This window comes from Methylococcus sp. ANG (assembly GCF_040730495.1).
Classification (GTDB): domain Bacteria; phylum Pseudomonadota; class Gammaproteobacteria; order Methylococcales; family Methylococcaceae; genus Methylococcus.
On record NZ_CP160399.1, the window covers coordinates 4,009,122 to 4,034,228 of the forward strand.

A 25,107-nucleotide genomic window follows, 5' to 3' on the forward strand; every position below is an offset into this window, starting at 1 on the left:
CAATCCGGCCGGTTCGCCGGCTTCCCCCGCCGTGGTTCCCGCGGCTTGATAGGCTTGGCCGGTATTTCATAAACTACCCGGCATCCGGAATGCAAAATCCGCCGGTCACCTTCTTGAGCCGCATGCCGGTCCCTCGATTTTCAGCCGTTCATCTACCTTAACTCTCAGAGCAAAAATGAATTCTGAGCTGTCGATTATTACCCTGATCAAGGAAGCCAGCGCGGTCGTCCAGATCGTCATGTTCATTCTGATCGCGGCATCCGTGATCTCCTGGACGTTCATTTTCGGCAAGTACCGCGAGATCCGGCGCGCCGAACAGACCTCCCTGGCTTTCGAAGACCGTTTCTGGTCCGGCATCGACCTGGCCGATCTGTACCGCCAGCTGGCCACGGAAAGCGACGACTGCGGCGGCATGGAACTCATCTTTCTGGCGGGTTTCAAGGAGTTCGGCCGCCTGCGGCAGCAGAGCGGCATCATGCCGGAGGCGGTGATGGAGGGCACCCAGCGGGCCATGCGCGTGGCGCTCAACCGGGAGCTGGACAAGCTGGACGAAAGGCTGCCGTTCCTTGCCACCGTGGGATCGACCAGCCCGTACATCGGCCTGTTCGGCACCGTCTGGGGCATCATGAACTCCTTCCGTTCGCTGGGCTCGGTCAAGCAGGCGACCCTGGCGATGGTGGCGCCGGGCATCTCCGAGGCGCTCGTCGCGACGGCGATGGGCCTGTTCGCGGCGATCCCGGCGGTGATCGCATACAACCGGTATTCCACCAACATCTCCCGGCTGGCGAACCGCTACGAGTCCTTCACCGAGGAATTCCTGAGCCTGCTGCACCGGCAGGCACACACCAAATGAACGTCTCGACCGGAGCCGGACGCGGCAGCCGCCGCCGTCCCATGGCCGAAATCAACGTCGTACCCTACATCGACGTCTCGCTGGTGCTGCTCATCATCTTCATGGTGACCGCACCGATGCTCCAATCCGGCGTCGACGTCGACCTGCCCAAGGCCGAGGCGAGGGCGATCGACCCGAATCAGGACAAGCCGATCATCGTCACCATCGACAAGGACGGCCAGCTCTACCTGGATGCGACCAACCAGGAGGACGTTCCGGTCGATGTGCCCGGCTTGATCGAGAAGGTGACGCGCGCCCTGGCTGAGAAGAGCGATAAGGACCGCACCGCCGTCCTGATCCGGGGCGACCAAGCCGTGGATTACGGGCGGGTGATCACCGTGATGGCCGCGCTCAAGAATTCCGGCGTATCTCAGGTCGGACTGATGACGAGTCCCGTCGAAGATTGATGGCCGATCCCCGTCTCCGCAGCCTGCGCGGGCCGTTCGCGCTGGCGCTGGTGCTCCACATCGTTCTGCTGGTCCTGTTCGCGCTGAAGTTCGAATCGTCGCAACGATCGGCCGAGGCGCCCCAGCCCGAAATCATCGAGGCGGTGGTCCTCGACGATCCCCGTATCGCCGCCGAGGCGGAACGGCTGAAGGCCGAAACGGCTCCGCCGGCCGAAACGGGGCCGGAACCCGAACCTGAGCCGCCCGGGCCCGTTCCAACCCCGAATCCGGAAGAGTCCCGGCACGCTCAGCAAATCGAGGCCGAACGCGGGGAGGCCGAGCGCCAGCGCATTGCCGAACAGAAGCGGCTCGACGCGGAACGGCGCGAGGCCGAGAAAGCCGCCGAAGAGAGCCGGCGGCAGATGGAAGCCAAGAAGCTTGCCGAGCAGACGCGGAAGGACGAACAGAGAAAGAAAGCGGAGGCGGCGGCGAAGGAAAGGGCAGCGGAGGCAGCTCGCGAAAAGGCCGAGGCGGAAACGCGCCGCAAAGCCGCTGAAGCTCGCGAGAAAGCGGAGACCGAAGCGCGGGAGAAAGCCGCGGCGGAATCGAGAGCCAAGGCGGCGGCCGAGGCCGAGGCCCGGCGCAAAGCGGCGGAGGAAGCGAAAGCCAAGGCCGCGGCGGAAGCCGAGGCGAAGCGGAAAGCCGCCGAAGCCGCGCGGGAGAAGGCCGAAGCCCAAGCGAAAGAGAAGGCTGCCGAGGAAGCCAGGGCCAGGGCGGCCGCGCAGGCCGCAGCCAAGAAGAAGGCGGAGGAGGAGGCGAGGGCGCAAGCCGAGGCCGAGGCCCGGCGCAAAGCGGCGGAGGAAGCGAAAGCCAAGGCCGCGGCGGAAGCCGAGGCGAAGCGGAAAGCCGCCGAAGCCGCGCGGGAGAAGGCCGAAGCCCAAGCGAAAGAGAAGGCTGCCGAGGAAGCCAGGGCCAGGGCGGCCGCGCAGGCCGCAGCCAAGAAGAAGGCGGAGGAGGAGGCGAGGGCGCAAGCCGAGGCCGAGGCCCGGCGCAAAGCGGCGGAGGAAGCGAAAGCCAAGGCCGCGGCGGAAGCCGAGGCGAAGCGGAAAGCCGCCGAAGCCGCGCGGGAGAAGGCCGAAGCCCAAGCGAAAGAGAAGGCTGCCGAGGAAGCCAGGGCCAGGGCGGCCGCGCAGGCCGCAGCCAAGAAGAAGGCGGAGGAGGAGGCGAGAGCGCAAGCCGAGGCCGAGGCCCGGCGCAAAGCGGCGGAGGAAGCGAAAGCCAAGGCCGCGGCGGAAGCCGAGGCGAAGCGGAAAGCCGCCGAAGCCGCGCGGGAGAAGGCCGAAGCCCAAGTGAAAGAGAAGGCTGCCGAGGAAGCCAGGGCCAGGGCGGCCGCGCAGGCCGCAGCCAAGAAGAAGGCGGAGGAGGAGGCGAGGGCGCAAGCCGAGGCCGAGGCCCGGCGCAAAGCGGCGGAGGAGGCGAAAGCCAAGGCCGCGGCGGAAGCCGAGGCGAAGCGGAAAGCCGCCGAAGCCGCGCGGGAGAAGGCCGAAGCCCAAGCGAAAGAGAAGGCTGCCGAGGAAGCCAGGGCGGCCGCGCAGGCCGCAGCCAAGAAAAAGGCGGAGGAGGAGGCAAGGGCGCAAGCCGAGGCCCGGCGCAAAGCGGTGGAGGAGGCGAAAGCCAAGGCCGCGGCGGAAGCCAAGAAAAAGGCGGCTGATGAAGCGCGCAAACAGGCCGAGGCGGAAGCAAGGCGCAAGGCGGCGGAAGAGGCCAAGGCCAGAGCCGTGGCAGAAGCCAGAAGGGAAATGGAAGAAGAAGCCAAAGCCATGGCGGCGGTCGAGGCGCGGAAAAAGGCGGCGGAAGATGCCCGGCGCAAGGCCGAACTCGACGAGCGGATGAACAACGAACGCAAGGAAATGGCCGAGCGGGAAGCGAACAAATGGGCGAACCGTTACATCAAGCCCCGCGTGGAGGGCTTGTGGCTCAAGCCGCCTGCCGCCAGAGCCGGCCTGTCCTGTATAATCCAGGTACGAACGCTTGGGGATGGAACGGTCGTCGAGGCCCGAGTGGTCAAGAGCAGCGGCGAAGCCGCTTTCGACCGTTCCGCGGAAAGCGCGGTGAAAAAGGCGTCCCCCCTGCCCATGCCGTCCGATCCCAAGGTCGCCGCGGAACTCCGGTCTTTCACGTTCAAATTCGATCCTTCCGGCTAGTCGAGTCAAGGTACAAAGCATGAACAAGGCGCGTGCGATCGCCCGTTGGATTTCGTTCCTGTTGCTTTTCGCCGCGGGGCCGGTCCTGGCGGAACTCCAGGTTCAGATCAGCCAAGGCGTGGAGGGGGCGATTCCGGTAGCCATCGTTCCGTTCGCCAACCAGGGAAGCTTGAGTGACTCCCTCAGCCAGATCGTCTCCGCCGACCTGCAGCGCAGCGGGCGATTCAGGACGCTGGCGGAAAGCGCCATGCGGGAGCGGCCGACTGCGCCGGACCAGATTCAACAGGCGGCATGGCAGGCTTTGGGCCAGGATTTCGTCGTGGTGGGGCAGGTCCAGCCGGCCGGCGGTGGCTACGAAGCCGATTTCCATGTCGTCGACGTCATCCGCGGCACGCTGGTAATCAGCTACAGGCTGCCCTTCGGCCGGACCGAAACCCGCCAGGCGGCCCATCGGATTGCCGACGTGATCTACAAGGCGATCACCGGCGAGCCCGGCGCGTTCGCCACTCGCGTCGCTTACGTCACGGTGTCGGGAGAAGGCGCCAACCGGCGCTACAACTTGCAGGTGGCCGACACGGACGGCTACAACCCGCAGAGCGTCATCGCCTCCAACGAGCCGATCATGTCGCCGGCATGGTCGCCCGACGGCACGAAGATCGCTTACGTTTCGTTCGAAAGCCGGACTTCTGCGATCTACGTCCAGACGCTGGCGACCGGCGAGCGCCGCAAGGTGTCGGACGCTCCGGGCATCAACGGCGCCCCGGCGTTCTCTCCGGACGGATCGCGGCTGGCGCTGACCCTGTCGAAGGGCGGCAATCCCGATATCTACGTCATGAACCTGGGATCGGGCGGGCTCAACAAGATCACCGACTACAGCGGGATCGACACCGAGCCGAACTGGTCCCGGGACGGCCGCTCCATCGTGTTCACCTCCGACCGCGGCGGCAAGCCCCAACTGTATCTGGTGTCGGCAAGCGGCGGAGCGGCCGAGCGGCTGACCTACGACGGGGATTACAACGCCCGCGGCGTGTTCTCGCCGGACGGGCGCAGCCTCGCCATGGTGCACGGCAAAGGCGGCGATTACCGGATCGCGGTCATGGACCTGGCCAGCCGTGCGGTCCGGGTTTTGACCAGCGGTCCTCTGGACGAATCCCCCGGCTTCGCTCCCAATGGCAGCATGATTCTGTATGCGGCGCGTCGGGGCCAACTGGCGGCGGTTTCGATCGACGGCAAGGTCCGCCAGAGCCTCCGGATCGAGGGCGGCGCCGTGCGGGAGCCGGCGTGGTCGCCTTGATCGCGGCGGATGCGGCCTTAAATCTCGAGATTTGGAAAGGTAGGCAATATGAAGTGCATTAGAACGGGTTTGGTGACTATGGTTGCGGCATCGCTGCTGATGGTGGGATGCTCCAAGACGGAAGAGGTCAAGCCGGACGATACGGCCGGCGTGGGCCTGGAGGGCGGCGGTCCGGGCGGACCCCAGATCGGCAAGTACGGCGCGGGCGGCGGGACCGGCAAGGCGTACGGCGGAACCGGCGGCGCCTATGGAGGCAGCGGTGCATACGGCAGCGGCGGCGCGGCCGATCCCGCGTTGAACGATCCTTCCAGCCCGCTATATAAGCGGGTGATTTATTTCGGCTACGACAGCAGCGAGGTTCTGCCCGAGTACGTGCCGGTCGTCAACGCCCATGCCGCTTATCTGGCCTCGCATCCCAACGCCACGGTGACGCTGGAGGGGCATTGCGACGAACGCGGATCGCCCGAGTACAACATCGCCCTGGGCGAACAGCGGGCGCGCTCCATTGCCAACACCATGCGCTTCCAGGGTGCGAGCGACGGCCAGATGCAGATCGTGAGTTTCGGCGAGGAGAAGCCCGCGGACCTCGGCTACGGAGAGTCGGCCTGGGCCAAGAATCGCCGTGTCGAAATCGTCTACCCGGGAAACTGATCCGATGAAGCCCATACCCGTTCTGTTCATTCTTTGCGGACTGTCGCTGGCCGTTCCGGTTCGGGCGGAGCAGGGCTACGGCGGCTATGATGCCGGCGGTTACGGCGCGGAGACCTTGGACGAGCGCGTCGCGAAGCTGGAAAAGAAGCTCTCCGGCCAAGTGTTGATGGACCTTAACGCACAGATCGAGCGCCTGCAGCGGGAGTTGGCCAAGACCCGCGGCCAACTCGAAGAGGTCAACCACAAGCTGGAGACGCTGAAGAACCAGCAGCAGGCCATGTACACGGATCTGGACCAGCGGCTTCGGCAAAGCGGCGGCGTCCCGCCGGCCGCGTCGCCTGACGGCGCCGCGGCGGATGCCCAGGGTGCCGGAGCCGAGGATGCCGGGAGTGGCGGCGAAACCCGAACCGCGGTCGCGACACCGGCCCCCGCGCCGCCGAGCAGGCCAGTCGCGCCTCCCCCCGCGGCCGATGGCGCGGCCCGGGAAGCCGCGTATCAGAAGGCCTTCGGGACGCTCAAGGACGGCAGATACGCCGAAGCGATCAAGGAGTTCAAGAGCTTCACCGCCCGCTATCCCAGCGGCGACTACGCCGACAACGGCCAGTACTGGCTGGGCGAGGCATATTACGTCAACCGCGACTTCAACAGCGCGAAGGACGCCTTTCAGAAGCTGATCAGGAATTTTCCGCAAAGCGCCAAGGTTTCGGACGCGGCGCTGAAGCTGGCCTACATCGAATCCGATACCGGCCAGGCGGCCAGCGCCAAGCAGATGCTGAACGACGTCATCAAGCGCTATCCAGGGTCTAGCGCGGCGAAGCAGGCCGAGAAACGGCTTCAGAAGATGCAGCAGGAGAAGCGCTGAACCTCGTGACAGAAACCCTCGTCCGCATCACCGAAATCTTCTTTTCGCTCCAGGGCGAAACCCGCACGGTCGGCCTGCCGACCGTGTTCGTCCGCCTCACCGGCTGTCCCCTCCGCTGCTCCTACTGCGACACGGCTTATGCCTTCAGCGGCGGTGAGCGCATGAGTATCGCCGAAATCGTCGAACGGGTCGGCGGCTACGGCGCACGCCATGTGACGGTGACGGGCGGCGAGCCGCTGGCCCAGAAGGCCTGTCTGCCGCTGCTTGCCGCCCTGTGCGACGAAGGCTACGAGGTGTCGCTGGAGACCGGCGGCGCGCATGACGTCTCGGCGGTGGACCCGCGCGTGGTGCGGGTGGTCGACCTGAAGACGCCGGGCTCGGGCGAAGTTTCCCGCAACCTTTATGCAAACGTCGACGCGCTCCGCAAAGGCGACCAGATCAAGTTCGTGATCACCGACCGGTCCGATTACGATTGGGCCTTGGCCAAGCTTGACGAATACCGGCTCGCGGAGCGTTGCGAAATTCTTTTTTCCCCGGTGGCCGGCGCGCTCGATCCGGCGCGGCTCGCCGAATGGATCCTGCGGGACCGGCTGCCGGTTCGATTCCAGCTCCAGTTGCACAAGCTGCTTTGGGGCGACGGTCCGGGGCGATGATGAAACCCGCCGTAGTCTTGTTGTCGGGCGGACTCGATTCCGCCACCACGCTGGCGATCGCCCGGCGCGAGGGTTTCGCCTGCCATGCCATGAGCTTCGATTACGGCCAGCGGCACGGCGCCGAACTGCAGGCCGCACGGCGCGTCGCCCAAGCCCTGGGGGCCGTCGAGCACAAGACCGTACACATCGGCCTCGACGCCATCGGCGGATCGGCGCTGACGGACTTGAGCATCGCCGTACCCGATCATCCGCAGAACGGGATCCCGGTCACTTACGTTCCCGCCCGCAATACCGTGTTCCTTTCCTTCGCGCTGGGCTGGGCCGAGGTGCTGGGCGCGCTGGACATCTTCATCGGCGTCAATGCCGTGGACTATTCCGGCTACCCGGATTGCCGGCCGGAATTCATCCGGGCCTTCGAGCGACTCGCCAATCTGGCGACCAAGGCCGGTGTCGACGGCGGGCGGTTCCGGATTCACACGCCGCTGATCGATCTATCCAAGGCCGACATCATCCGCACCGGCACCGCGCTCGGCGTCGATTACGCCCAGACCGTCTCCTGTTATGCGGCCGATGCCGACGGCCGCGCCTGTGGCGTCTGCGACTCCTGCCGTCTGCGTCGCCAAGGGTTCGAGCAGGCCGGCCTTGCCGATCCGACCCGTTATCGCCCTTGAGGCCGCCCGCCCTGGTATCATTGGCGCTTTTGTCGATTTACCGCTCACCCATCAGGTTCTAGGGATGACCCACCGCACACGTTTCGCACCCAGTCCGACCGGCCACCTGCATATCGGCGGCGTCCGCACCGCGCTATTTTCCTGGCTGTACGCCCGCAAGCACGGCGGCACCTTCATCCTGCGCATCGAGGACACCGACCTGGAGCGTTCCACGGTCGAATCGGTGAACGCCATCCTCGAAGGCATGACCTGGCTGGGGTTGGAATACGACGAGGGGCCGTTTTACCAGACCCATCGCTTCGACCGCTATCGGGAGGTGATGGAACAGTTGCTGGAGGAGGGGCATGCCTACCGCTGCTACTGCACCAAGGAGGAGCTGGACGAACTGAGGGCAGGGCAGATGGAGCGCAAGGAAAAGCCGCGTTACGACGGCCGCTGCCGCCATCGTACCGAGCCCAGGCCGGGCGTGTCTCCGGTGATCCGCTTCAGAAATCCGACCGAAGGGGAGGTGGCCTGGGACGATCTGGTGCGGGGGCGCATCGCCTTCCAGAACGGCGAACTCGACGACCTGATCATCGCCCGCTCGGACGGCACCCCGACCTACAATTTCACCGTGGTGGTGGATGACCTCGACATGAAGGTGTCCCACGTCATCCGCGGGGACGATCATGTCAACAACACCCCACGCCAGATCAACATCCTCAAGGCTCTGGGTGCCGAACTGCCTCACTACGGCCATGTGCCGATGATCCTCGGCGCCGACGGTGCGCGGTTGTCGAAGCGCCACGGTGCGGTCAGCGTGATGCAATACCGCGACGAAGGCTATCTGCCGGAAGCCTTGCTCAATTACCTGGTCCGTCTGGGCTGGTCCTACGGCGACCAGGAAATTTTCTCGATCGACGAGATGATCGAGTACTTCGAGGCAACCGACATCAACCACTCGGCATCCACCTTCAACCCGGACAAGCTGCTCTGGCTGAACCACCATTACCTGATGCATTCCGATCCCGCCCACGTCGCCCACCATCTGCGATGGCATCTGGGGCGGCTGGATATCGATCCGACCGAGGGGCCGGATCCCGTCGATGTGGTGCTGGCCCAGCGCGAACGCTGCAAGACCCTGGTGGAGATGGCTCAGGCCAGCCGGTTCCTTTACCGGGACTTCGACGATTACGACCCCAAATCCGCCCAGAAGAACCTGACCGCAGCCAGCGTACCGGCGCTGGAAGAACTGCGGCGCCGGCTGGCCGGTGTCCCTGCATGGGAGAAGGAGCCCCTGCACGCAGTGCTTGTGTCCACGGCGGAGGATCTGGGGCTGAAGCTCGGGGCCGTTGCCCAGCCCCTGCGGGTCGCCGTGGCCGGCACTGCGGTATCGCCGCCCATGGACGTGACCCTTCATTTGCTGGGCCAGTTGCGTACCCTGGCCCGGATCGACCGGGCTTTGCAATATATCGAAGCGAAAAAAGACTAGACAGGTGTTTGGAACAACCGTATAATGGTCGCTCAACTTCGGTTGGGGCCATAGCTCAGCTGGGAGAGCGCAACAATGGCATTGTTGAGGTCGGGAGTTCGATCCTCCCTGGCTCCACCAACTCAAAGTTAGAAGTCAGTCCTGTCCCCATCGTCTAGAGGCCCAGGACACCGCCCTTTCACGGCGGCGACGGGGGTTCGAATCCCCCTGGGGACGCCATGAAATCAATGGCTTGCGATTCGCGGCAGCGATGGTACGGAAATCACGCCTGCGGCATGATTTTTGGTGTGCATCCCCTCCCGTCTCCCTCTCTTCATCCGCCAACTTATTTGCTCGTGGACCGGCTTGAACGGTGCTGGCGTGACACCGTGTGGTGCGCTAAGACCCTTGTCGAGGCAGGACGCCACGGCTCTGCCAAAAGGGGGCAGGGGGAAGTTCCTCCGGCGCGACAGCTATTCGATAGCTCGTCGGCGTAGCCAAGTGATATTGAGTCGAAATCTTACGCCTCTCTCCGGATTCCCTTCCTGCGAAGGAGGCGTTTTCACTTCACGTATCCTCGAGGCGCCACGCCAGCGGTGGACGAAATGAGGAAGGGCCACCGTTTTCGGTTGCCGATGACCTAGGCGTGGCGATCGCACAGTTTACCGCGCCTCGTTTACAAAATGATGTCGGCGGGATAACGGAAATGAAAAAGCCCTGTGAGCTTGCTTCAGCCGGACTACGGGGAAGCCACCTCGAACCCGGTCGTTCCGCAAGGGGCGTGCCCGGCCCGCAAACGGAGTAGCCGCGACAACACCTCTTCAAGACTCCAAAATCTGCTGATCGGCCGGCATCATGGTCGGCTGTCGTTGCGATCCCGGCAGTCCTCCTCGTGAAATACCCTGCCCATCCCCCATCGTCGTACGAAAGCAGCGCGGCGCGGGAAAGTGCTTGAGCAGTCATCGGGCTTCGCTCCACAATGGGGCGCCTAACCAAGCCAACATGAGGATCGAAATCATGAAACTCTATGACGCTGTGCGTGCCGCAATACTCGTTCTGGCTCTCGGATCGACGTCGATCGAGTCTTATGGCGACGAATGGGCCGGTTATGCCGGCGATGTCGGAGACAAATTCGGACGAGGTCTGGCCAATGCCTCCCTCGGATGGGTCGAAATGGTAAAAGGAGTAGGTATTGCGGCAAGCCATGATGGTCCGGCATTCATTCCCTTTGGATTCGTGAAAGGTCTTGGCCACACCCTCGGCCGGACGTTGTCCGGTGCCTTCGATCTGGTGACTTTTCTCATCCCCACGGCTCCGCTGAGCGATCCCACGTATGTCTGGGATCGATTTGACCAGGAGACACAATACGGCTATTTCGAGCCATCCAAGCGGCGATCCTCGAAATGACGAAGAGCACGGTCGGCCTTCCCGCCGTGCTGGTCCGGAGGTCTGGGCGAAATCGCGGAGACAGGACGAGGTGATTCGTCATCGAGCCTTCGCGGCACTGCATCCTGAGCATGTCGCGAAGGTCCTGCGCGGCCAGTGGGAACTGGTGGGCCGAAGAACTTCACATCATCGAATTTGGGGTGAAAACCGCGTCATGATCGACTTCATGACAGCCGAAATGGCGAGTGTGCACTCCTTTCAGGATGCGGCGCCACTGACTCTCAAAAACATGTCGATTCAATTGATTCCGTTTACTTGTGCAATGAGTTTCGCGACATCGTCCGCGGGCAGCGGCTTGGCGATCAGGAAACCTTGAATCGCATCGCAGCCCGAGTTTTGCAGCAGGCCTTTTTGGGCTTCCGTTTCCACGCCTTCGGCGATGATTTTCAGTCCAAGGCTGTGGCCGAGCGCGATGATGCCGTCGCAAATCTTGGCGTTGCCGTGATCGGTTTCGATGTCCTGAACGAAGGAGCGGTCGATTTTGAGGCTTTGGATGGGCAGTAGTTTGAGTCGCCCCAAGGAGGAATAGCCGGTGCCGAAATCGTCGATGGAGAGCGTGATTCCGTAATCCTGAAGCGATTTCAATATTGCCTGAACGCGGCCGAGATTCTCCATGATGGCGGATTCGGTGATTTCGAGTTCGATATCGGAGCCGGATAGGCCATGGCGTTCGACGATCGAGCCCAGGGCTTCGAAAAACGATTCATCCTGCAACTGTTTCACCGAAACGTTGATGGCCATGCGTATTCCCGCGATGCCGTCGTTCCGCCAGCTTCGCAACTGATGGCATGCCCGGTCGATGACCCACAGTCCCAAGGGCAGGATGAGTTTGGTCTCTTCGGCGATGGGTATGAACCGGTCGGGGGTGATGACGCCGAGCACCGGATGGCGCCACCGCAGCAGCGCTTCGACGCTGCAGATGGAGCCGGTGGCCAGATCGATCTGGGGTTGGTAATGGAGTTTGAAGCCTCCATGCTTCAGCGCGTCGCGCAGGCCGTTTTCGATTTCGAGCCGTTCCCTGACGCCGCGATTTATGGCCTGGCTGAAGAATTCGAAGGTGTTGCGTCCCCGGGATTTGGCATGGTACATCGCGGCGTCCGCGTGCTTCATCAGGGTCTCCGCGCTGTTTCCGTCGGCGGGGTAAATGGCGATGCCTATGCTTGCGCCGGAGTGCAACTGATAGTCCTCGACCGTATAGGGGCGGCAGACGCTTTCCAGGATTCGCTCCGCCATGGACGTTGCGGTCGTCGAGACATTGTTGCCGGTGATCACGACGATGAACTCGTCGCCGCCCAGCCGTCCGACCACTTGGCTGCCGTGCACGTTTTCGGTCAGCCGCCCCGCAACCTGTTCCAGCAGCGCATCGCCGATCCGGTGGCCCAGGGTGTCGTTGATTCTCTTGAAATTGTCCAGGTCGATGAACATCACCGCGACCTGCTTCTGCTCCCGCCGGGCGAATTCGATCGCTTGTTCGAGGCGTCCGTGCAGGAAGATACGATTGGGCAGGTTGGTGAGCGGGTCGTGATGGGCGAGATGCTTGATCCGGTCCTCCGCTTCCCTTCGTTGGGTAATGTCGCGGAACGCGCCGTGGACGTAGCGCCGTCCATCCATTTCGAAGGTGCTGCCGCTGACTTCCACCGGAATGGTGGTGCCGTCGGCCCTGATCAGCGACAGCTCGATGGTTCCGGTTTTGCCGCGCAGCATGCGGCCGAGAAAATCGGCTTCCGCCTCATCGGCATCTTTGCCGGTTTCATGGAGATTGCTCAGGTGCTGGCCGATGATTTCGTTGCGGGACATTCCCAGCAGGGTTTCGGCCTGCCGGTTGCAGTCGACCAGGGTTCCGGTCTCGGAATCGGTGACGAGGATGGCGTCGTTGGCGACTTCGATCAAGGTGCGGTAGCGCCGCTCGCTGGCGCGGAGCGCGCGATTCTTGGCCACTTCCTCCTGGCGGCGCCGTTCCAGCTCCTCCATTTTCATGGTGCCTGCAACGACAATCCCGGAAACCAGGAGGGCGGCCACCATCCCCGTGGCCAGATAGTCGTAGGTGACTTCTCCTTTGAGGAGCAAACCCATCGCTGCGGTAACGACTTCGGACATCACTACGGACGCCAGAATGCCGGCTATCCACAGGTACTTCCCCAAGATGATGATGAGTGTCACCCGCTTATTCCTGTTCTCGCTTTGTCCCCTGGCTTCCGGTGTAAGGAAACTGCGGGGATCCGGAGTTGATTCGTTCTTGTTCTCGTGGCCCCGTCCTCCATGACGTGGCAGAGATATTGTAGCGCCTTCGCCGGGGCAGTCCGCCACCGTTCGGTCCGTGTTGGGTTGCGGGACGAATTTCCTGGATTTTGAGGCGGCTCTGCGTATCGTAGCCATGGGGAATGGACGCTCCGGATGCCAACCATTGTACCCATTCGCCATAGCCCTCGTTTCCGCCCTCTCCCGGAGGGAGAGGGCGGGCGAGGTATTTCAAGCGACGTTTCCGTCAAGCAGCCGATCTGCTCTTCATCTCCAGTATGTCTTTCCTGACCCTGCCGAGCAAATGGTCACGCAGCGCTGCTGGCAGGTCAGCGATGCTGCCGGCCTCCGCCGTCGCTCTCCAGGCCGCGACATGCGTGCCGGTGGCAAGTTTTTCCAATCGACCGCCGGGCATGAGCCGGAAAAAGTCGAATGCCAGTACGACGCCTTTTTGGTAGATCCCTGCCAAATACATACGGGCTTTGATGGTATCGAACGGCATCGCGTCCCGGAGGTGCCGGACTTCGGTGAAGATGCACCGAAAGCCTCCTTGCGCTTCTCCGATCCGATAGGCGTCCGGAACGATGCCGTAAAAATAGCCATCCCGGAGTACCCCTTGCAGCTCATAGTACTTCGAATAGTAGATATTGCCCACCAGATTCGCGTCGTTCGGCGAGGTGGCGACATTCTGCTCGGAAAGAACCATGCCGGCGACGGGCCCCGGTTTTTCGCGCCACAAGGCGGCGCCGATGCGGTCCAACGCGGGGATATGGCTGGGCTGGTCATTTTGTCCGAACCCTTCGGCCGCAGATCCGAGCTCCCGGAAGAAGCCGTCGAGATACGGCGGGTACGGTTCGGGCGTGACTATGCCATGAGATACGACCCTGGCCCAGGTCATCTGGATCTGGCTGGTTGCCACGCGCTCCGACGTCCCATCAGGCAGTACCCGGTGCCATTCGAATCCGACGGCGACCGTCGCATTCCCGGGACCATTGCGGCCAAGGAAACGGCATGACACTTCCATGATCTCCCCCGCGTGCACCGGCCTTTCGATGGATGCCCAGGAACGGTTGGTCACCCAGGCATGCTCGCCCGACGTGAATTCGTCGGTGAGCCGCGCCAAAACAGGCCTTAGCGCCATTTCCCTGAGCCGTCCCATCCATTCGAAGAAGCGGGAGAAATAAAGCGTACCGTCGGCGTTGGCGCCATCTTTGAAGGCCAGAGGGAAACGGAACGCGATATGGTGGTCGCAATCCGGGTCGGCGATATGGGTTTCGACCCGGAGAAAATCCGAGGGATTTCCGCCCGCCGCCAGCCATCGGGTCCAAGATCCGTCGCGTCCAGCCACGGTCTCGGGTTGAGTCGCTGCCACAACGTCCCGGGCCGGTCCGCCCTCCGCCGTTTCCGGTGAGCTCTCGTCACGCAGCTCCCGATCGAGCGTATCCTTTCCGCCCGGATTCGACGCGCCGTTTACGACCATGGCTACCATGCGGCGTTTCCGTCCGGCGACCGTTGCCGGGAAGCTCACGACCCGCACCCGGACATCTTCCCAGGTGGCGCGGAACAGGACGGTATCGGCATGCCGGGCCTCGATGTCCAGCGTGATGTCGCGGGTATCGAGAGCCTTCATTGCTGCCTCCAGCGCAGACCAAACCCTCGTTCCGGCCTCATCCAGTGCGTCTCCTTCGCGTTCCAGGCGGCTGACGAGTGCGAACAGCCCGGCGTTCAGCATCGCACGCCATTGGTCCCGGCTGCGCTGGATCGGACCCACCAGATCGCAGCCCTGGAGCCCCATGCCGGCAACGCAAAGCAGTACCTCGTCGTCATGGCTCAGCGATACTTCCAGCGGTGCGAAAGCCGCTTCCGGCTCCATGAGTCCGGCCGCCGCGTCCGTTCCCGACCGGCTGTGCGAGCGGAAAAGTACCGGTTTGCCGGTTTCCAGCCAGCGTACCTCGAGGTGCGAGGTATCGACGGCGAAGCGGAGCCCGGCCTCGCGAACCGCAGCGTGAAAGACCGGACGGCATATGACGCGTCGTCTGTCGCGCTTGCTGGCATGGAGATCGGGAATGTTGCGGACGATCACGGAAGGGGCCGACAGACCGAATTCACGGGCCCTTTGGTCCACTTCGCTTTGCAGCGCCGGATCGTCCGACAGATTTGCCCGCGCCAGCAGCTGGGCGGGGGTCGGCAGATCGGCGCGCCGATCCAGCATCTGCACTTCGTAGCCAGTGATGCGCTCGATGACCCGGTTCTGGCCGTCGAACACCGTGACTTCTCCCAGTATCCGGTTGCCGTTGCGTCCGACGACCTTGGCTTCGGCCCGATAGCTGGCACCGGCCGCATCGCTGCCATAGAGGTCGATCCGTCCGATACGGACCGGCAGGCAGACTTCCGGTGTGAGCGAGATCTGGGCGGCTTGCAGCAGGGTGTCGCGGTAGAACGGATCGCCCAGCACCAGTGGAGCGCGCACCGTATCCGAGAACCCCTCGGGGTCGCGAATCGTCTCAGCTCTCGCTTCGGTCACGAAAACGACATGGCTGTCGTCCAGTGATTCCACGCCGCTGATACGTTGGAACAGCGGCCCCTGGAACAGCACGCCGCCGTAGAGATCGATCTTCGGCACGATGCCCAGCAACTGGCGCGGCGGCAGAGCGGTTTCTCCCGCCTCGGCGCCTCGACGCCGGCCCAGCACGAAGCGGGCGGCGAAATGCGCCGGTTCCATGCCGGTCTGTTCGGCGTGGATCGATGCTTCCACCACGACGGGATCTGAGATCTCCGTGCGTTCCAGCGCCAGCGCCCGGATCTCGATGCGCTGCGGCCGTTCCCGGCTCACCACGATCGGCCGTTCCAGCCGGATGTCCTCGATCCGTACGACCTCCGCCTCGGCATTGCCGGCGACCCGCAGTGCCGCCTGGGCCATGGCTTCGAGCCCCATGACGGTGGGCAGGAGCAGGGAACCGCGGTAGTCGTGGTCGGCCAGATAGAGATCGTCCCGGGTGTCTAGACTGACCTGGGTGATGAGTTCTATCCCCGCCTCGAAGCGTTGCACCTCGCCGCGGAACCGGCCGGCCGGGGTGGTCGCCTCGGCCATCGGTGGACGAACCCAGGTGGCAAGGCCGTCGGCGCTGGCGGCCACGATCACCTCCCGCGTCGTTGGCGCGGTGCGCATCCAGCGCAGGAACTGGCGCACGCCCTCGGAGACCGGAATGGCGTCGATGCCCAACTGGCCCAGATGGCGGACGCTGCCGAGCTTCACGCCCATGCCGACCTCGTCCCAAACGCTGAAGGCGTGGCAGACCACCGCCGTTTCCGGGTGGGCTTCCGCGAATCCGTCGAGCAGCCGCGCCACCGCTTCGTTCGAATAGGCATACCAGGCATTGTTCTTCATGCCGGTGACGCCGATGATCGACGTCAGCGCCGCGAACAGCTTGGGCGGCTGGCTCTCGAACAGGGCCAGCAGGTTCTCGGCGCCTTGCAGCTTGGGCGCGATTTCACGCCGGGCCTGTTCGGCGGAGACCTCGGCCACGGGCCGCGGCGTATTGGTGCCGGCGCCATGAATCACGCCGGTCACCGGCCCCATTTCGCTGAAGATGATTGCGACTGCCCGTTCCATCGCCTGGAAGTCGGCGACGTCGGCGGCGTAGTAGCGGCAGTCGATGCCCGCTTCCGCGAACCGCCGCAGGGTCGCCGCCAGTTCGCCGGTTTCGCCGGGCTGCGGTGCCGGCGAGCGTCCGACCAGGGCGAGCCTGACGCCGGTTTCAAGGGCGAAGGCGAGCGCGCATTCCGCGGTGATGCCTTTGCCGCCGCCGGTGACCAGCACCACGTCCTGGGCCGACCAGTCGATCGAGCGAGGCGTGCAGGCCTCGGGTTCGACCGGCTGGATGCAGCGGCTCCAGCGTATGCCCTCGGCGTCGTATTCCACCGCCTTGTAGCCGGGCTGGCCGGACAGCTCCGTCGCCACCCGGTCCGCGACGAAATCCGCCGCCAGGGCGGGATCGAAATCAATCACGCCGACTTCGAGTTCCGGCCGCTCCAGCGAAAGGCTGGCTGCGAACGACCAGGCGCTGGGTGCCCCGCCGGCAGGGAGTGCTCTACCGGCGCTGCGCTGGAGGAAGAGGACGCTGCTCAAGTTTCGCCAGGCGGCGGGAGCCCGTCGGGCCAGGCCATGAATCACGGCGAGCTCGTCGATACCCGCGGCGGCGACCGAACCGGTGCGCGGCGCATGGGCATCCGACAGCACGATCACCAGCCGTTGGGTGCCGTCCGGGAGATGGATCTCGTCCAGGTCCCTCGAGTTCAGCACGCGGGCTGCAAGGCGCCGTCCCAGATTTTCCCCGAATGGAACACCGGCTTGGGAAAGCAGGACGAGACATTCGCCGCTCGGCGGTTCCGTCGCCCGAGGAGCCGAAAAGAGCGGAGTGGGCACTCTCGACTGTGTGAATGCCCTCACCCAATGCAGGCGTCTGGCGGATTCCGGGGCGGCAGTCGCAGCCGGTTCGGAACGTGCGGCCTCTCCGCCGATCGCGGCCTGGAGCGCGGCGGCGATTTCTCCCAGGGTCGCGTTGGCCAGCGGCGCGGCTTCGATCCGGTCCTGGGCGCCGGTGCTCAGGATCAGGTCGCCTAATAGAGCGCCGGCTTTGATCGAATCGATGTTGAGGTCGTCCAGCAGGCGCTGGTCCGGTTCCAGACAGTCGCGGCTGAAGCCGGTGCGCTCGGCGACCAGGTCGAGCACCAGGTCCATCGCCTGGACCGGAGCCGGCGCGGGAGCGGCCACGGCGGGCGTGGGAGCAATGGCGTCGAAGGCCGCGATGACGTTGCCGACGGTGTCGACGTTCATGCGCATCGTATCGATCTTTCCCTGCACCCCCAGACGGATCGCGGCATCGCCGAGCAAGGTGCCGATCTTGATCGAGTCCAGGTTCAGGTCGTCGATCAGGCGGGCATCGTCTTTCAACGTGTCGATCGCGAAGCCGGTCCGTTCGGCCAGCAGTGCCAGCACGACGTCGCGCGCCGAAGCGGCGGCGGCGTCCGCGGGTTCCGGAGCGGCGGCCGCCGGTTCAGACCGGTGTTCCACGATGGCAGGCGGAACATCGGCGGCGAATTCGCCCTTGAGGCTCTGCGAGACGGCCCGCATACGGTCGAGCAACGGACGGTTGGCGAGCAGTGCCCCGATTCTCAAGCCCAGCTCTGTCAGGTAGTCGCGGTTGCCCGGAAACCGGCGGTTCACCAGCAGCAGCACGCCCAGGGGCAGATGCTGCATCGTCAGGACAGGTACGCAATCCACCGCGCGGGTGCGGGTGCCGGCCAGACGGTCGAGCTCCGGCTCGAAACGCGGGTCGGCGTGGGCATTGGCCAGATGCAGGGAGCGCCGGGTTGCGAAGACTTCGCCCGGAATGCCGTGCTCCGCGCTCAGGCCCAGGTTTTCGGCCGTAGCGCCGAAGGCGGGAGACAGCGTGGCGGTGTCGCGGTCGTGCAGGAGGAGCGTGCCGTATTCGGCTCCCAGGCTGTCCTTGGCCGATTCCACCAGGTTGCCGATGATCGCCTCAGGGTGCCGGTCCGCGGTTCCCCTCGCCACCGCGCCGTGCAGCAGCGTCTCGATTCCGTGCAGTTCGCGGGCGCGTTCGGCCAGGTAGGCCTGGATCAGGCCGGGTGCGGCAATCGCCGCCAGCTCGGCCAGGATTTCCGCGTCCATGGGCGTAAAAGGCTCGCCTGGCCGTCGGGCTACGCGGACCAGGCCGAGCGGGTGGCCGGCTCCGCTGGGGAAAGGCACGTAAAGCGCGGTCCATTCCAGCGGGACGCCGAGGGCTTCGACTTCGGCCCGGAAACGGGGATCTTCCCCGAGCACTTCAATGGCCTCCGGCGCCCCGGAGCGGAGTACGTCGGCGAAGATGCCGTCGGCGGCGCTCAGCCGATTGGCGAAGGCGTCGAAAGGCAGGACGACCCGCAAGGCATCCTCGGCCTGTTCGAACAGCAGCACGGTGGCGTGCTCGGCGTGAACGGCATCGCGGAAGGCTGCCGTCAGCGTTTCCGACAACTGGGCGAGATCGGAGCTTGCCTGTCCCTCGATCCGGCGGAGCGGGCCGGCCGTCCGGAGGGGCCGGGACCCTGCGGCGGCGGGGACGGCGGCGAGTTCGCGTTCGCACGGCGCAACGTAGAAGTTGCGCGCCGACGCCGGCACGAAGGGCCGCACCAGCCGGTTTTCGTACAGGCGTTCCCAGCGCAGGGCGAGTCCGCGAACATGGGCTTCGGCCACCACCGCATTGAAATCGGCGTCGCGTCCCGGCCGACCTTCGACCGGCAGGCAGGGACGCACGCGGGCGGCGGCGTGGCTTTGCGCCAGTCCTGAAAGCACCCGGCCTGGACCGACTTCCACCAGCCAGTCGCAATGTTCCGACATCGCTTCCAGCAGGCGGGTGAAATTCACCGGCGATACGATCTGGCGGGACAGGTGCGCGCGCAGGTCCGCGCCGGACGCGATTTCGCTGCCGTCGATGCTGGAGAACACCCGGACGGCCAAGTCACCGGCGCAGCCGGGCAGGTCCGCGCCGCTCCGGAAGTTTTCCGCCGCGCTTTCGACCAGCTTCGAATGGAAGGCATTGGATACCGGCAACAGGCTGGCGCGGATGCCGTCGGCGTTCGCCAGCTCGACGGCGCGGGATACGGCCGCCCGCTCGCCCGAAATCACGGTCTGCGATGGCGAGTTGATGTTGGCGATCGCGCAATAGCCGCTGGCCGCGCGGGCGATGATCGCCTCCGCGGCCGCGGCGTCGCAGGCCAGCACACCCATGGCACCCGCCTCGCCTTCCGGCGCCGCCATGGCGAGCCCCCGCAAGGTTGCCAGACGGATGAGGGTGGACGTGTCATAAGCACCGGCCGCGGCCAGCGCGGTGAGTTCGCCCAGGCTGTGTCCTCCGACCACGGCGGGAAGGATGCCGAGCGATTCCAGCCGTTGTTGCCACAGCAGGGAGGCGGTGCAGATCGCAGGCTGGGCGTTTTCGGTGGCGGTCAGCTCCGCCATCCAGGCCGGTTCGAGCTTTTTCGCCGGATCGCGCTCGCTGGGGCGCAGGTACAAACGGCTCAGGGGGCCGTCCTGGCCGTTGGGGCGCAATGCCGCCGATTCGGAGTCCGAGCGTTCGACGGTGTCGCGCGCCCATTCGAAACGCTCCACCAGGCAGCGGCCCATCCCGATCTGCTGGGAGCCTTGGCCCGGAAACAGGAAACCGACACGCTGCGGCGCGACGGCGTGGCCGATCCAGACTTGGTCCCCTTGCCACAAGGTGCCCGTTGCCGGGAGCTCTTGCTCCAGCCGCTGCTCCAGCAGTTCGAGCCGCGCTTCGAGTTCCTCGACCGAACCGGCGACCGCCGCCGCCCGCCAGGGCCGCTCATCGGCCTGGGCCGCCGCATGGGCCGCCGCGTCCACCAGCTCTCCGGCCGCCATCCCCCTAACCTGCTGACGGAATACGCGCACGGCTCGGAGCAGCGAGTGTGGGTCGGAGGCCGAGAATGGAAAAATTTCCGTATGCTGGCGGCTGGCCAGCAGGATCCGCTCCGGCAGGGACGGGGCGAGTTCCGGCGCCGGCGGGTCGCCGCTTTCCAGAGTCACGTGGCAGTTGATGCCGCCGAACCCCATGGCCGAAACGCCGGCGCGCAGGGACTCGCCCGGCGCCTTGATCTGCCCGTCCAGTACCGGGTAAAGCCCCCGCGCCGAATCGGCGAAGCTGGCGTGCGGTTCGGCACAGCCCGCAGTGGGCGGCACCACGCGCCGGTTGACCGCCAACACCGCCTTGATGAATCCGCCGATTCCGGCCGCCGCCTTGGTATGGCCGACGATGGACTTGAAGGAGGTCATGCCGACCGAGTGATCCTCGACCGGACCGTGAGCGGCCAGCGCGCCGGCCACGCCCTCGAGTTCGGTGCGGTCGCCCACGGCGGTCCCGGTGCCGTGGCCCTCTACGAACGCCAGCGTCTGGGGGGCGTAGCCCGCTGCCCTGTAGGCGCGCAGCAGCGCCTGGGTCTGGCCCTTCGCGCTGGGCGCCGTGATGCCGCCGCGGCCGTCGGACGACACGCCCCAGCCGCGCAATACCGCATATACCGTGTCGCCGTCCCGGCGGGCATCCTCCAGCCGTTTCAGCACCACCATGCCGCAGCCCTCGCCGGGAATGAATCCCTTGCCGCGCCGGTCGTAGACCCGCATTTCGTCGCGGGTGAGGGCGGTGGCCTTGGCGAAGCCGATCAGTTCGAGCGTATCGAGGCTCACGTCGACGCCGCCGGCGATCGCCAGATCCATCTTGCCCTGCTGCAGGTAATCGGCGGCGGTGGCCACCGCCAGCAGCGAGGAGGAGCAGGCCCCGTCAACGATGTAGCCGCCGCCGTGCCAGTCGAGGTAGTTGCAGATGCGGCCGGCGATGGTGTTGGCCAGGCCGCCGGCCAACGTGTCTTCGTTCACTGCCGGGAACACCGACTTGTAGACCTCCTCCATCGCGGTTTCGAATTCCTGCATCAGGTCTTCGGGGAGTCCGCGCGCTTCCGCCGTCTTCCGCAGCACCTTGCGTACGAAGGGCCAGCGCAGCCGCATCGTGCCGGCGCGGGTTTCCTCGCCCGTCAAGGTGTTGCCGATGATCGCGCCGGCGGTATCCTTCGGGAGGGAGTCGGGGCTGATGCGAGCATGGCTCAGCGCCTCCAGGGACGTGGCCAGCGAAAGCCAATGGACGATGTCCGTGGTGTCGAACGTCGACTTGGGGATGCGGTAGGTGCCCGGATCGAACTCGAAGCCGTCGAGGACAGCGGCTTTGCGTCCATAGGTTTTGTCGGGGACCGCGGGGTCCGGGTCGTAATAGTCGCCCAGCGGCAGCCGGACATCGGGAATTTCGCGGAACTGCTGGCGGCGGCTGAGTATGTTTTCCCACAGTTGCAACAGGTTTCCGGCACCGGGGTAGCGGCAGGCCATGCCGATAACGGCGATCGGTTGAGCGGTTTGGGTACGCATTGGGTATTTCCTCCTGAAAAAAAGAACTGCCCAGGATTGGGCAATTGACATGACGCCGCCTTACGGTCGAACGTCGAGACGTGAATGCAGCGAGAAGAGCTGCCTCGAAGTTCAACGTAACAAGAATGCGGAGGAATTCAAGGGATATACGGCAAAGGAGCCGATAGTCCCCGTATGGGAAGGGAAGTTATGGAGAATAAAGGGAGTTACAAAAGAATTGCCGGAGAAGGTCGAGGTTTCTCCGGCAGGGTTATCGCCGCGGGCTATGGTGAGGCGCGGTCTTCGAACCACTGGTACAAGGTCGGCAGAACCACCAGGGTCAGCAGAGTCGAGGTGATGAGACCGCCGATGACGACGATGGCCAGCGGCCGCTGGACTTCCGAGCCGGGGCCGGTGGCGAACAGGAACGGCACGAGGCCCAGCATGGCGACCGTCGCCGTCATCATGACCGGACGGAAACGCTGCTTGCAGCCTTCGACGATGGCGGTTTCGCGGTCGATGCCGGTTTCGCGCAGGCTCCGTATGTAGGAAACCAGGACGACGCCGTTCAGCACCGCAATACCCCAAAGAGTGATGAAGCCGACCGAGGCCGGCACCGACAGGTATTCGCCGGAGGCGAACAGGGAAAAAATCCCGCCCATGGAGGCGAACGGCAGGACCAGAATGATGAGGCCGGCGAATCGCAGCGAATTGAACAGCAGGAACAGCAGGAAAAAGATCGCCGCGATGGTGATCGGAATGATGACGAGGAGGCGATCCATGGCGCGCTCCAGGTTCTCGAACTGGCCGCCCCACTTGAGGTAATAGCCCTCGGGCAGCTTGACCTTTTCGCCGACGGCTTTCTGCAGTTCGGCCACGAAACCGCCCAGGTCGCGGCCGCGCACATTGGCGCCGATCACCAGGCGGCGCTTGGCCATTTCCCGGCTGATCTGGGCCGGGCCGTCGGTCAGCCGGATCTCGGCCAGGTGCTCCAGCGGCACCAGCGCGCCGTGATGGGAACGCAGCATGATCTTGCCGATGGCTTCGGGGCTGCTGCGGAAGGATTCGGGGAACCGCACCACCGCCTGGAAGCGCCGCTCGCCCTCGTAGATCTGGGTCGAGTCGCGCCCGCCGATCGCGGTTTCGATGATGTCGTTGATGTCCTGCACATTGATGCCGTGGCGGGCGATGGCCCAGCGGTCGATGTCGATGGTGAGGTATTGCTGGCCGCTGACCCGCTCCATCCGGATGTCCGCCGAACCCCGGACCGAATTGAGCACCCGGATGATTTCATCGCCCTTGCGCTTCAACGTCTCGAGTTCATCGCCGAAGATCTTGATGGCGACGTCCGAGCGTACGCCGGTGACCATCTCGTCGACCCGGTCCGAGATCGGCTGGGCCATCACGACCTGAACGCCGGGCAGCACCTTGAGCTTCTCGGCCAGGGCATCCATCACGTCGTCCTGGTCCCAGCCGGGCGGCAGCTCGTTCTTCGGCTTGAGGGTGAGGATGGGGGTGGATTCGTTCTCCGGCTGGGTGTCGGTCGGATTCTGGCTGCGGCCGAGCTGGGATACGGCGCGTTCGATGCCCGGCACCTGCATGACCAGTCCCATCGCCTCGGTCTCCATCTCGATCGATTCGTCCAGCGACATGCTGGGGGCACGGTTGATGCCGGTGACGATCGAACCCTCCTTCATCTCGGGAATGAACGAGGTGCCGAGCAGGGGGAACAGCGCGAGGCTCGAGGCTAGCAAGACCAGTGCCGTGGCGACCACCGTCCGTGGCCGGCCGAGCGCGACAGACAGCAGGGCGAGGTAGGGGCGCTTCATCGCCGCGATGATACGGGTGTCGTGCTCGGCCCCGCCTTTGAGCAGATAGGCGCAGAGCACCGGAGACAGCGTCAGAGATACGATGAGCGAAATGAACAGCGCGATGGCGATGGTGTAGGCCAGCGGGGAGAACAGCTTGCCCTCCAGTCCCGTCATGGTCATCAGCGGCAGGAACACCAGGCAGATGATGCCGACCCCGAACAGCACCGGCGTGCCGACCTCGGCGGCGGCGCGCAGCACCACCTGCAGCTTGGTTTCGCCGGTGTCCTTCATTTCGCCCAAGTGGCGGAAGGTGTTTTCCACGACCACCACCGAGCCATCGACCATGATGCCAATGGCAATCGCCAGCCCGCCCAGCGACATCAGGTTGGCCGAGATGCCATACCGGTTCATGACCACGAAGGTCGCCAGCGGCGTGACCACCAGGGTCGCCACCACGATCAGGCTGGAGCGGACGTCGCCCAGGTAAAGAAGCAGAATGACGACGACCAGCGCGATGCCTTCGACCAGCACCTTGGTCACGGTGTGGATCGCCGCGTCCACCAGAGTGGTGCGGTCGTAGTAGGGTACGATTTTGAGCCCGCCGGGCAGCATGCCCTTGTCGTTGATTTCGCGGATCCGTTCCTTCAGTTCCGTGACGATGCGCTTGGCGTTGCCGCCGCGGATCATCATCACGATGCCGCCCACGGCTTCGGTCTGCCCGTTCTTGATGACGGCCCCGTAGCGCACCGCGTGGCCGATCTTCACCTCGGCCACGTCGCGGATGAACACGGGTGTGCCGCCGCTTTCCTTGAGCACGATGTTGCGAATGTCCTCGACGTTCTCGATCAGCCCCAGCCCGCGGATCAAGTACTGTTCCGCATAGCGGGGCAGCTTGCCGCCGCCGCTGTTGGCGTTGTTGAGTGCGAGGGCGGTGTAGATGTCCTTGAGCGAGATGCCGTAGTGGCGCAGCCGGTCCGGGTTGGCGAGCACTTGGTACTGCCGCTCGAAGCCGCCGATCGAGTTGATCTCGGCGACGCCCGGTACACCCCGCAGCAGAGGGCGGACGACCCAGTCCTGGATGGTGCGGCGCTCGGTCAGCTCCTGCTCGGTCAGGGCGCGGTCGCCGTCGTCCGGGCGCTCCAGGGTGAACTGGTAGACTTCCCCCAGGCCGGTCGACACCGGCCCCAGCACCGGCGTGATGCCTTCCGGCAGCTGGGCAGCCGCTTCGATCAGCCGCTCCAGCACCAGTTGGCGGGCGAAGTAGACGTCGGTGTCGTCGCTGAACACCAGATTGATCTGGGACAGGGCGTTGCGGTTGACCGAACGCATCTCGGCCAGGCCCGGCAGGCCGGTCATCGCGATTTCCAGCGGCACCGTCACGAAGCGCTCGACTTCCTCCGGCGAGCGCCCCGGCGCCTCCGCCGCGACCTGGACCTGCACGTTGGTCACGTCCGGGAAGGCGTCCACCGACAGTTCCCGCATCGCGGCGACGCCGAAGCCCAGCAGACACAAGGTGAGGATCACGACGACGAGACGCTGCCGCAGGGCCGCGCGGATGAGGGATTCGATCATGGAGGAAGGCGA

The 25,107-nt window shown here is 64.9% G+C and carries 13 protein-coding genes and 2 tRNA genes; 12 read left to right on the forward strand and 3 right to left on the reverse strand.

The genetic code is table 11. The annotated features are described in order from the left end of the window. Window positions 1–187: 187 nt before the first annotated feature. From tolQ to ABZN20_RS19555, 12 genes are all read left to right on the forward strand, one after another. Window positions 188–853 carry a protein TolQ gene (gene tolQ / locus ABZN20_RS19500; RefSeq protein WP_218809078.1) on the forward strand — a complete coding sequence of 222 codons (666 nt, stop codon included), beginning with the start codon at window positions 188–190 and terminating at the stop codon, window positions 851–853. After that, complete coding sequence (gene tolR / locus ABZN20_RS19505) at window positions 850–1,299, forward strand: protein TolR (protein ID WP_367026338.1); 450 nt, start codon at window positions 850–852, stop codon at window positions 1,297–1,299. The genes tolQ and tolR overlap by 4 nt, the downstream gene beginning before the upstream one ends. Continuing rightward, window positions 1,299–3,482 carry a cell envelope integrity protein TolA gene (gene tolA, locus ABZN20_RS19510; protein ID WP_367026339.1) on the forward strand — a complete coding sequence of 728 codons (2,184 nt, stop codon included), beginning with the start codon at window positions 1,299–1,301 and terminating at the stop codon, window positions 3,480–3,482. The genes tolR and tolA overlap by 1 nt, the downstream gene beginning before the upstream one ends. Window positions 3,483–3,501: 19 nt before the next feature. Continuing rightward, window positions 3,502–4,776, forward strand: a complete 1,275-nt coding sequence (gene tolB, locus ABZN20_RS19515; RefSeq protein ID WP_218806034.1) for a Tol-Pal system beta propeller repeat protein TolB — start codon at window positions 3,502–3,504, stop codon at window positions 4,774–4,776. A 78-nt stretch (window positions 4,777–4,854) separates the two neighbouring features. Beyond that, the gene (gene pal, locus ABZN20_RS19520) at window positions 4,855–5,427 is read left to right on the forward strand and encodes a peptidoglycan-associated lipoprotein Pal (protein WP_367027589.1); all 573 of its coding nucleotides are present in this window, start codon (window positions 4,855–4,857) and stop codon (window positions 5,425–5,427) included. Between the two features lie 4 nt (window positions 5,428–5,431). Then, on the forward strand, window positions 5,432–6,289 hold the full coding sequence (gene ybgF, locus ABZN20_RS19525) for a tol-pal system protein YbgF (RefSeq protein WP_218806036.1): 858 nt from the start codon (window positions 5,432–5,434) through the stop codon (window positions 6,287–6,289). Between the two features lie 5 nt (window positions 6,290–6,294). Continuing rightward, window positions 6,295–6,942 (forward strand): 7-carboxy-7-deazaguanine synthase QueE, encoded by a 648-nt coding sequence (queE, locus tag ABZN20_RS19530; protein ID WP_218806037.1) that lies wholly within the window; start codon window positions 6,295–6,297, stop codon window positions 6,940–6,942. Then, window positions 6,939–7,613, forward strand: a complete 675-nt coding sequence (queC, locus tag ABZN20_RS19535) for a 7-cyano-7-deazaguanine synthase QueC (protein WP_423246419.1) — start codon at window positions 6,939–6,941, stop codon at window positions 7,611–7,613. Before queE ends, queC begins: the two co-directional genes overlap by 4 nt. A gap of 64 nt (window positions 7,614–7,677) precedes the next feature. Then, on the forward strand, window positions 7,678–9,084 hold the full coding sequence (gltX, locus tag ABZN20_RS19540; protein ID WP_218806039.1) for a glutamate--tRNA ligase: 1,407 nt from the start codon (window positions 7,678–7,680) through the stop codon (window positions 9,082–9,084). 44 nt (window positions 9,085–9,128) lie between these two features. Then, a tRNA-Ala gene (locus ABZN20_RS19545) sits at window positions 9,129–9,204 on the forward strand. Between the two features lie 23 nt (window positions 9,205–9,227). After that, window positions 9,228–9,303: transfer RNA gene (locus ABZN20_RS19550), tRNA-Glu, on the forward strand. A gap of 777 nt (window positions 9,304–10,080) precedes the next feature. Beyond that, on the forward strand, window positions 10,081–10,470 hold the full coding sequence (locus tag ABZN20_RS19555; RefSeq protein ID WP_218806060.1) for an exosortase system-associated protein, TIGR04073 family: 390 nt from the start codon (window positions 10,081–10,083) through the stop codon (window positions 10,468–10,470). Between the two features lie 276 nt (window positions 10,471–10,746). Here ABZN20_RS19555 and ABZN20_RS19560 read toward each other — a convergent pair whose 3' ends face one another. The 3 genes from ABZN20_RS19560 to ABZN20_RS19570 form a co-directional block, all read right to left on the reverse strand. After that, window positions 10,747–12,669, reverse strand: a complete 1,923-nt coding sequence (locus ABZN20_RS19560; RefSeq protein WP_367026340.1) for a putative bifunctional diguanylate cyclase/phosphodiesterase — start codon at window positions 12,667–12,669, stop codon at window positions 10,747–10,749. Window positions 12,670–12,994: 325 nt separating this feature from the next. Beyond that, a complete protein-coding gene (locus ABZN20_RS19565; RefSeq protein WP_367026341.1) occupies window positions 12,995–21,733 on the reverse strand; it encodes an SDR family NAD(P)-dependent oxidoreductase in 8,739 nt (2,912 codons plus the stop codon). 263 nt (window positions 21,734–21,996) lie between these two features. Further along, window positions 21,997–25,095, reverse strand: a complete 3,099-nt coding sequence (locus tag ABZN20_RS19570) for an efflux RND transporter permease subunit (protein WP_367026342.1) — start codon at window positions 25,093–25,095, stop codon at window positions 21,997–21,999. Window positions 25,096–25,107: the final 12 nt, after the last annotated feature.

Bases quoted from the DNA above. Each gene is read 5' to 3' on its own strand.
- queC (WP_423246419.1), top strand. From the start codon at position 6,939: ATGATGAAACCCGCCGTAGTCTTGTTGTCGGGCGGACTCGATTCCGCC.
- tolA (WP_367026339.1), top strand. From the start codon at position 1,299: ATGGCCGATCCCCGTCTCCGCAGCCTGCGCGGGCCGTTCGCGCTGGCG.
- gltX (WP_218806039.1), top strand. From the start codon at position 7,678: ATGACCCACCGCACACGTTTCGCACCCAGTCCGACCGGCCACCTGCAT.
- pal (WP_367027589.1), top strand. From the start codon at position 4,855: ATGGTTGCGGCATCGCTGCTGATGGTGGGATGCTCCAAGACGGAAGAG.
- ABZN20_RS19565 (WP_367026341.1), bottom strand. From the start codon at position 21,733: ATGCGTACCCAAACCGCTCAACCGATCGCCGTTATCGGCATGGCCTGC.
- ybgF (WP_218806036.1), top strand. From the start codon at position 5,432: ATGAAGCCCATACCCGTTCTGTTCATTCTTTGCGGACTGTCGCTGGCC.
- ABZN20_RS19555 (WP_218806060.1), top strand. From the start codon at position 10,081: ATGAAACTCTATGACGCTGTGCGTGCCGCAATACTCGTTCTGGCTCTC.
- tolB (WP_218806034.1), top strand. From the start codon at position 3,502: ATGAACAAGGCGCGTGCGATCGCCCGTTGGATTTCGTTCCTGTTGCTT.
- tolR (WP_367026338.1), top strand. From the start codon at position 850: ATGAACGTCTCGACCGGAGCCGGACGCGGCAGCCGCCGCCGTCCCATG.
- ABZN20_RS19570 (WP_367026342.1), bottom strand. From the start codon at position 25,095: ATGATCGAATCCCTCATCCGCGCGGCCCTGCGGCAGCGTCTCGTCGTC.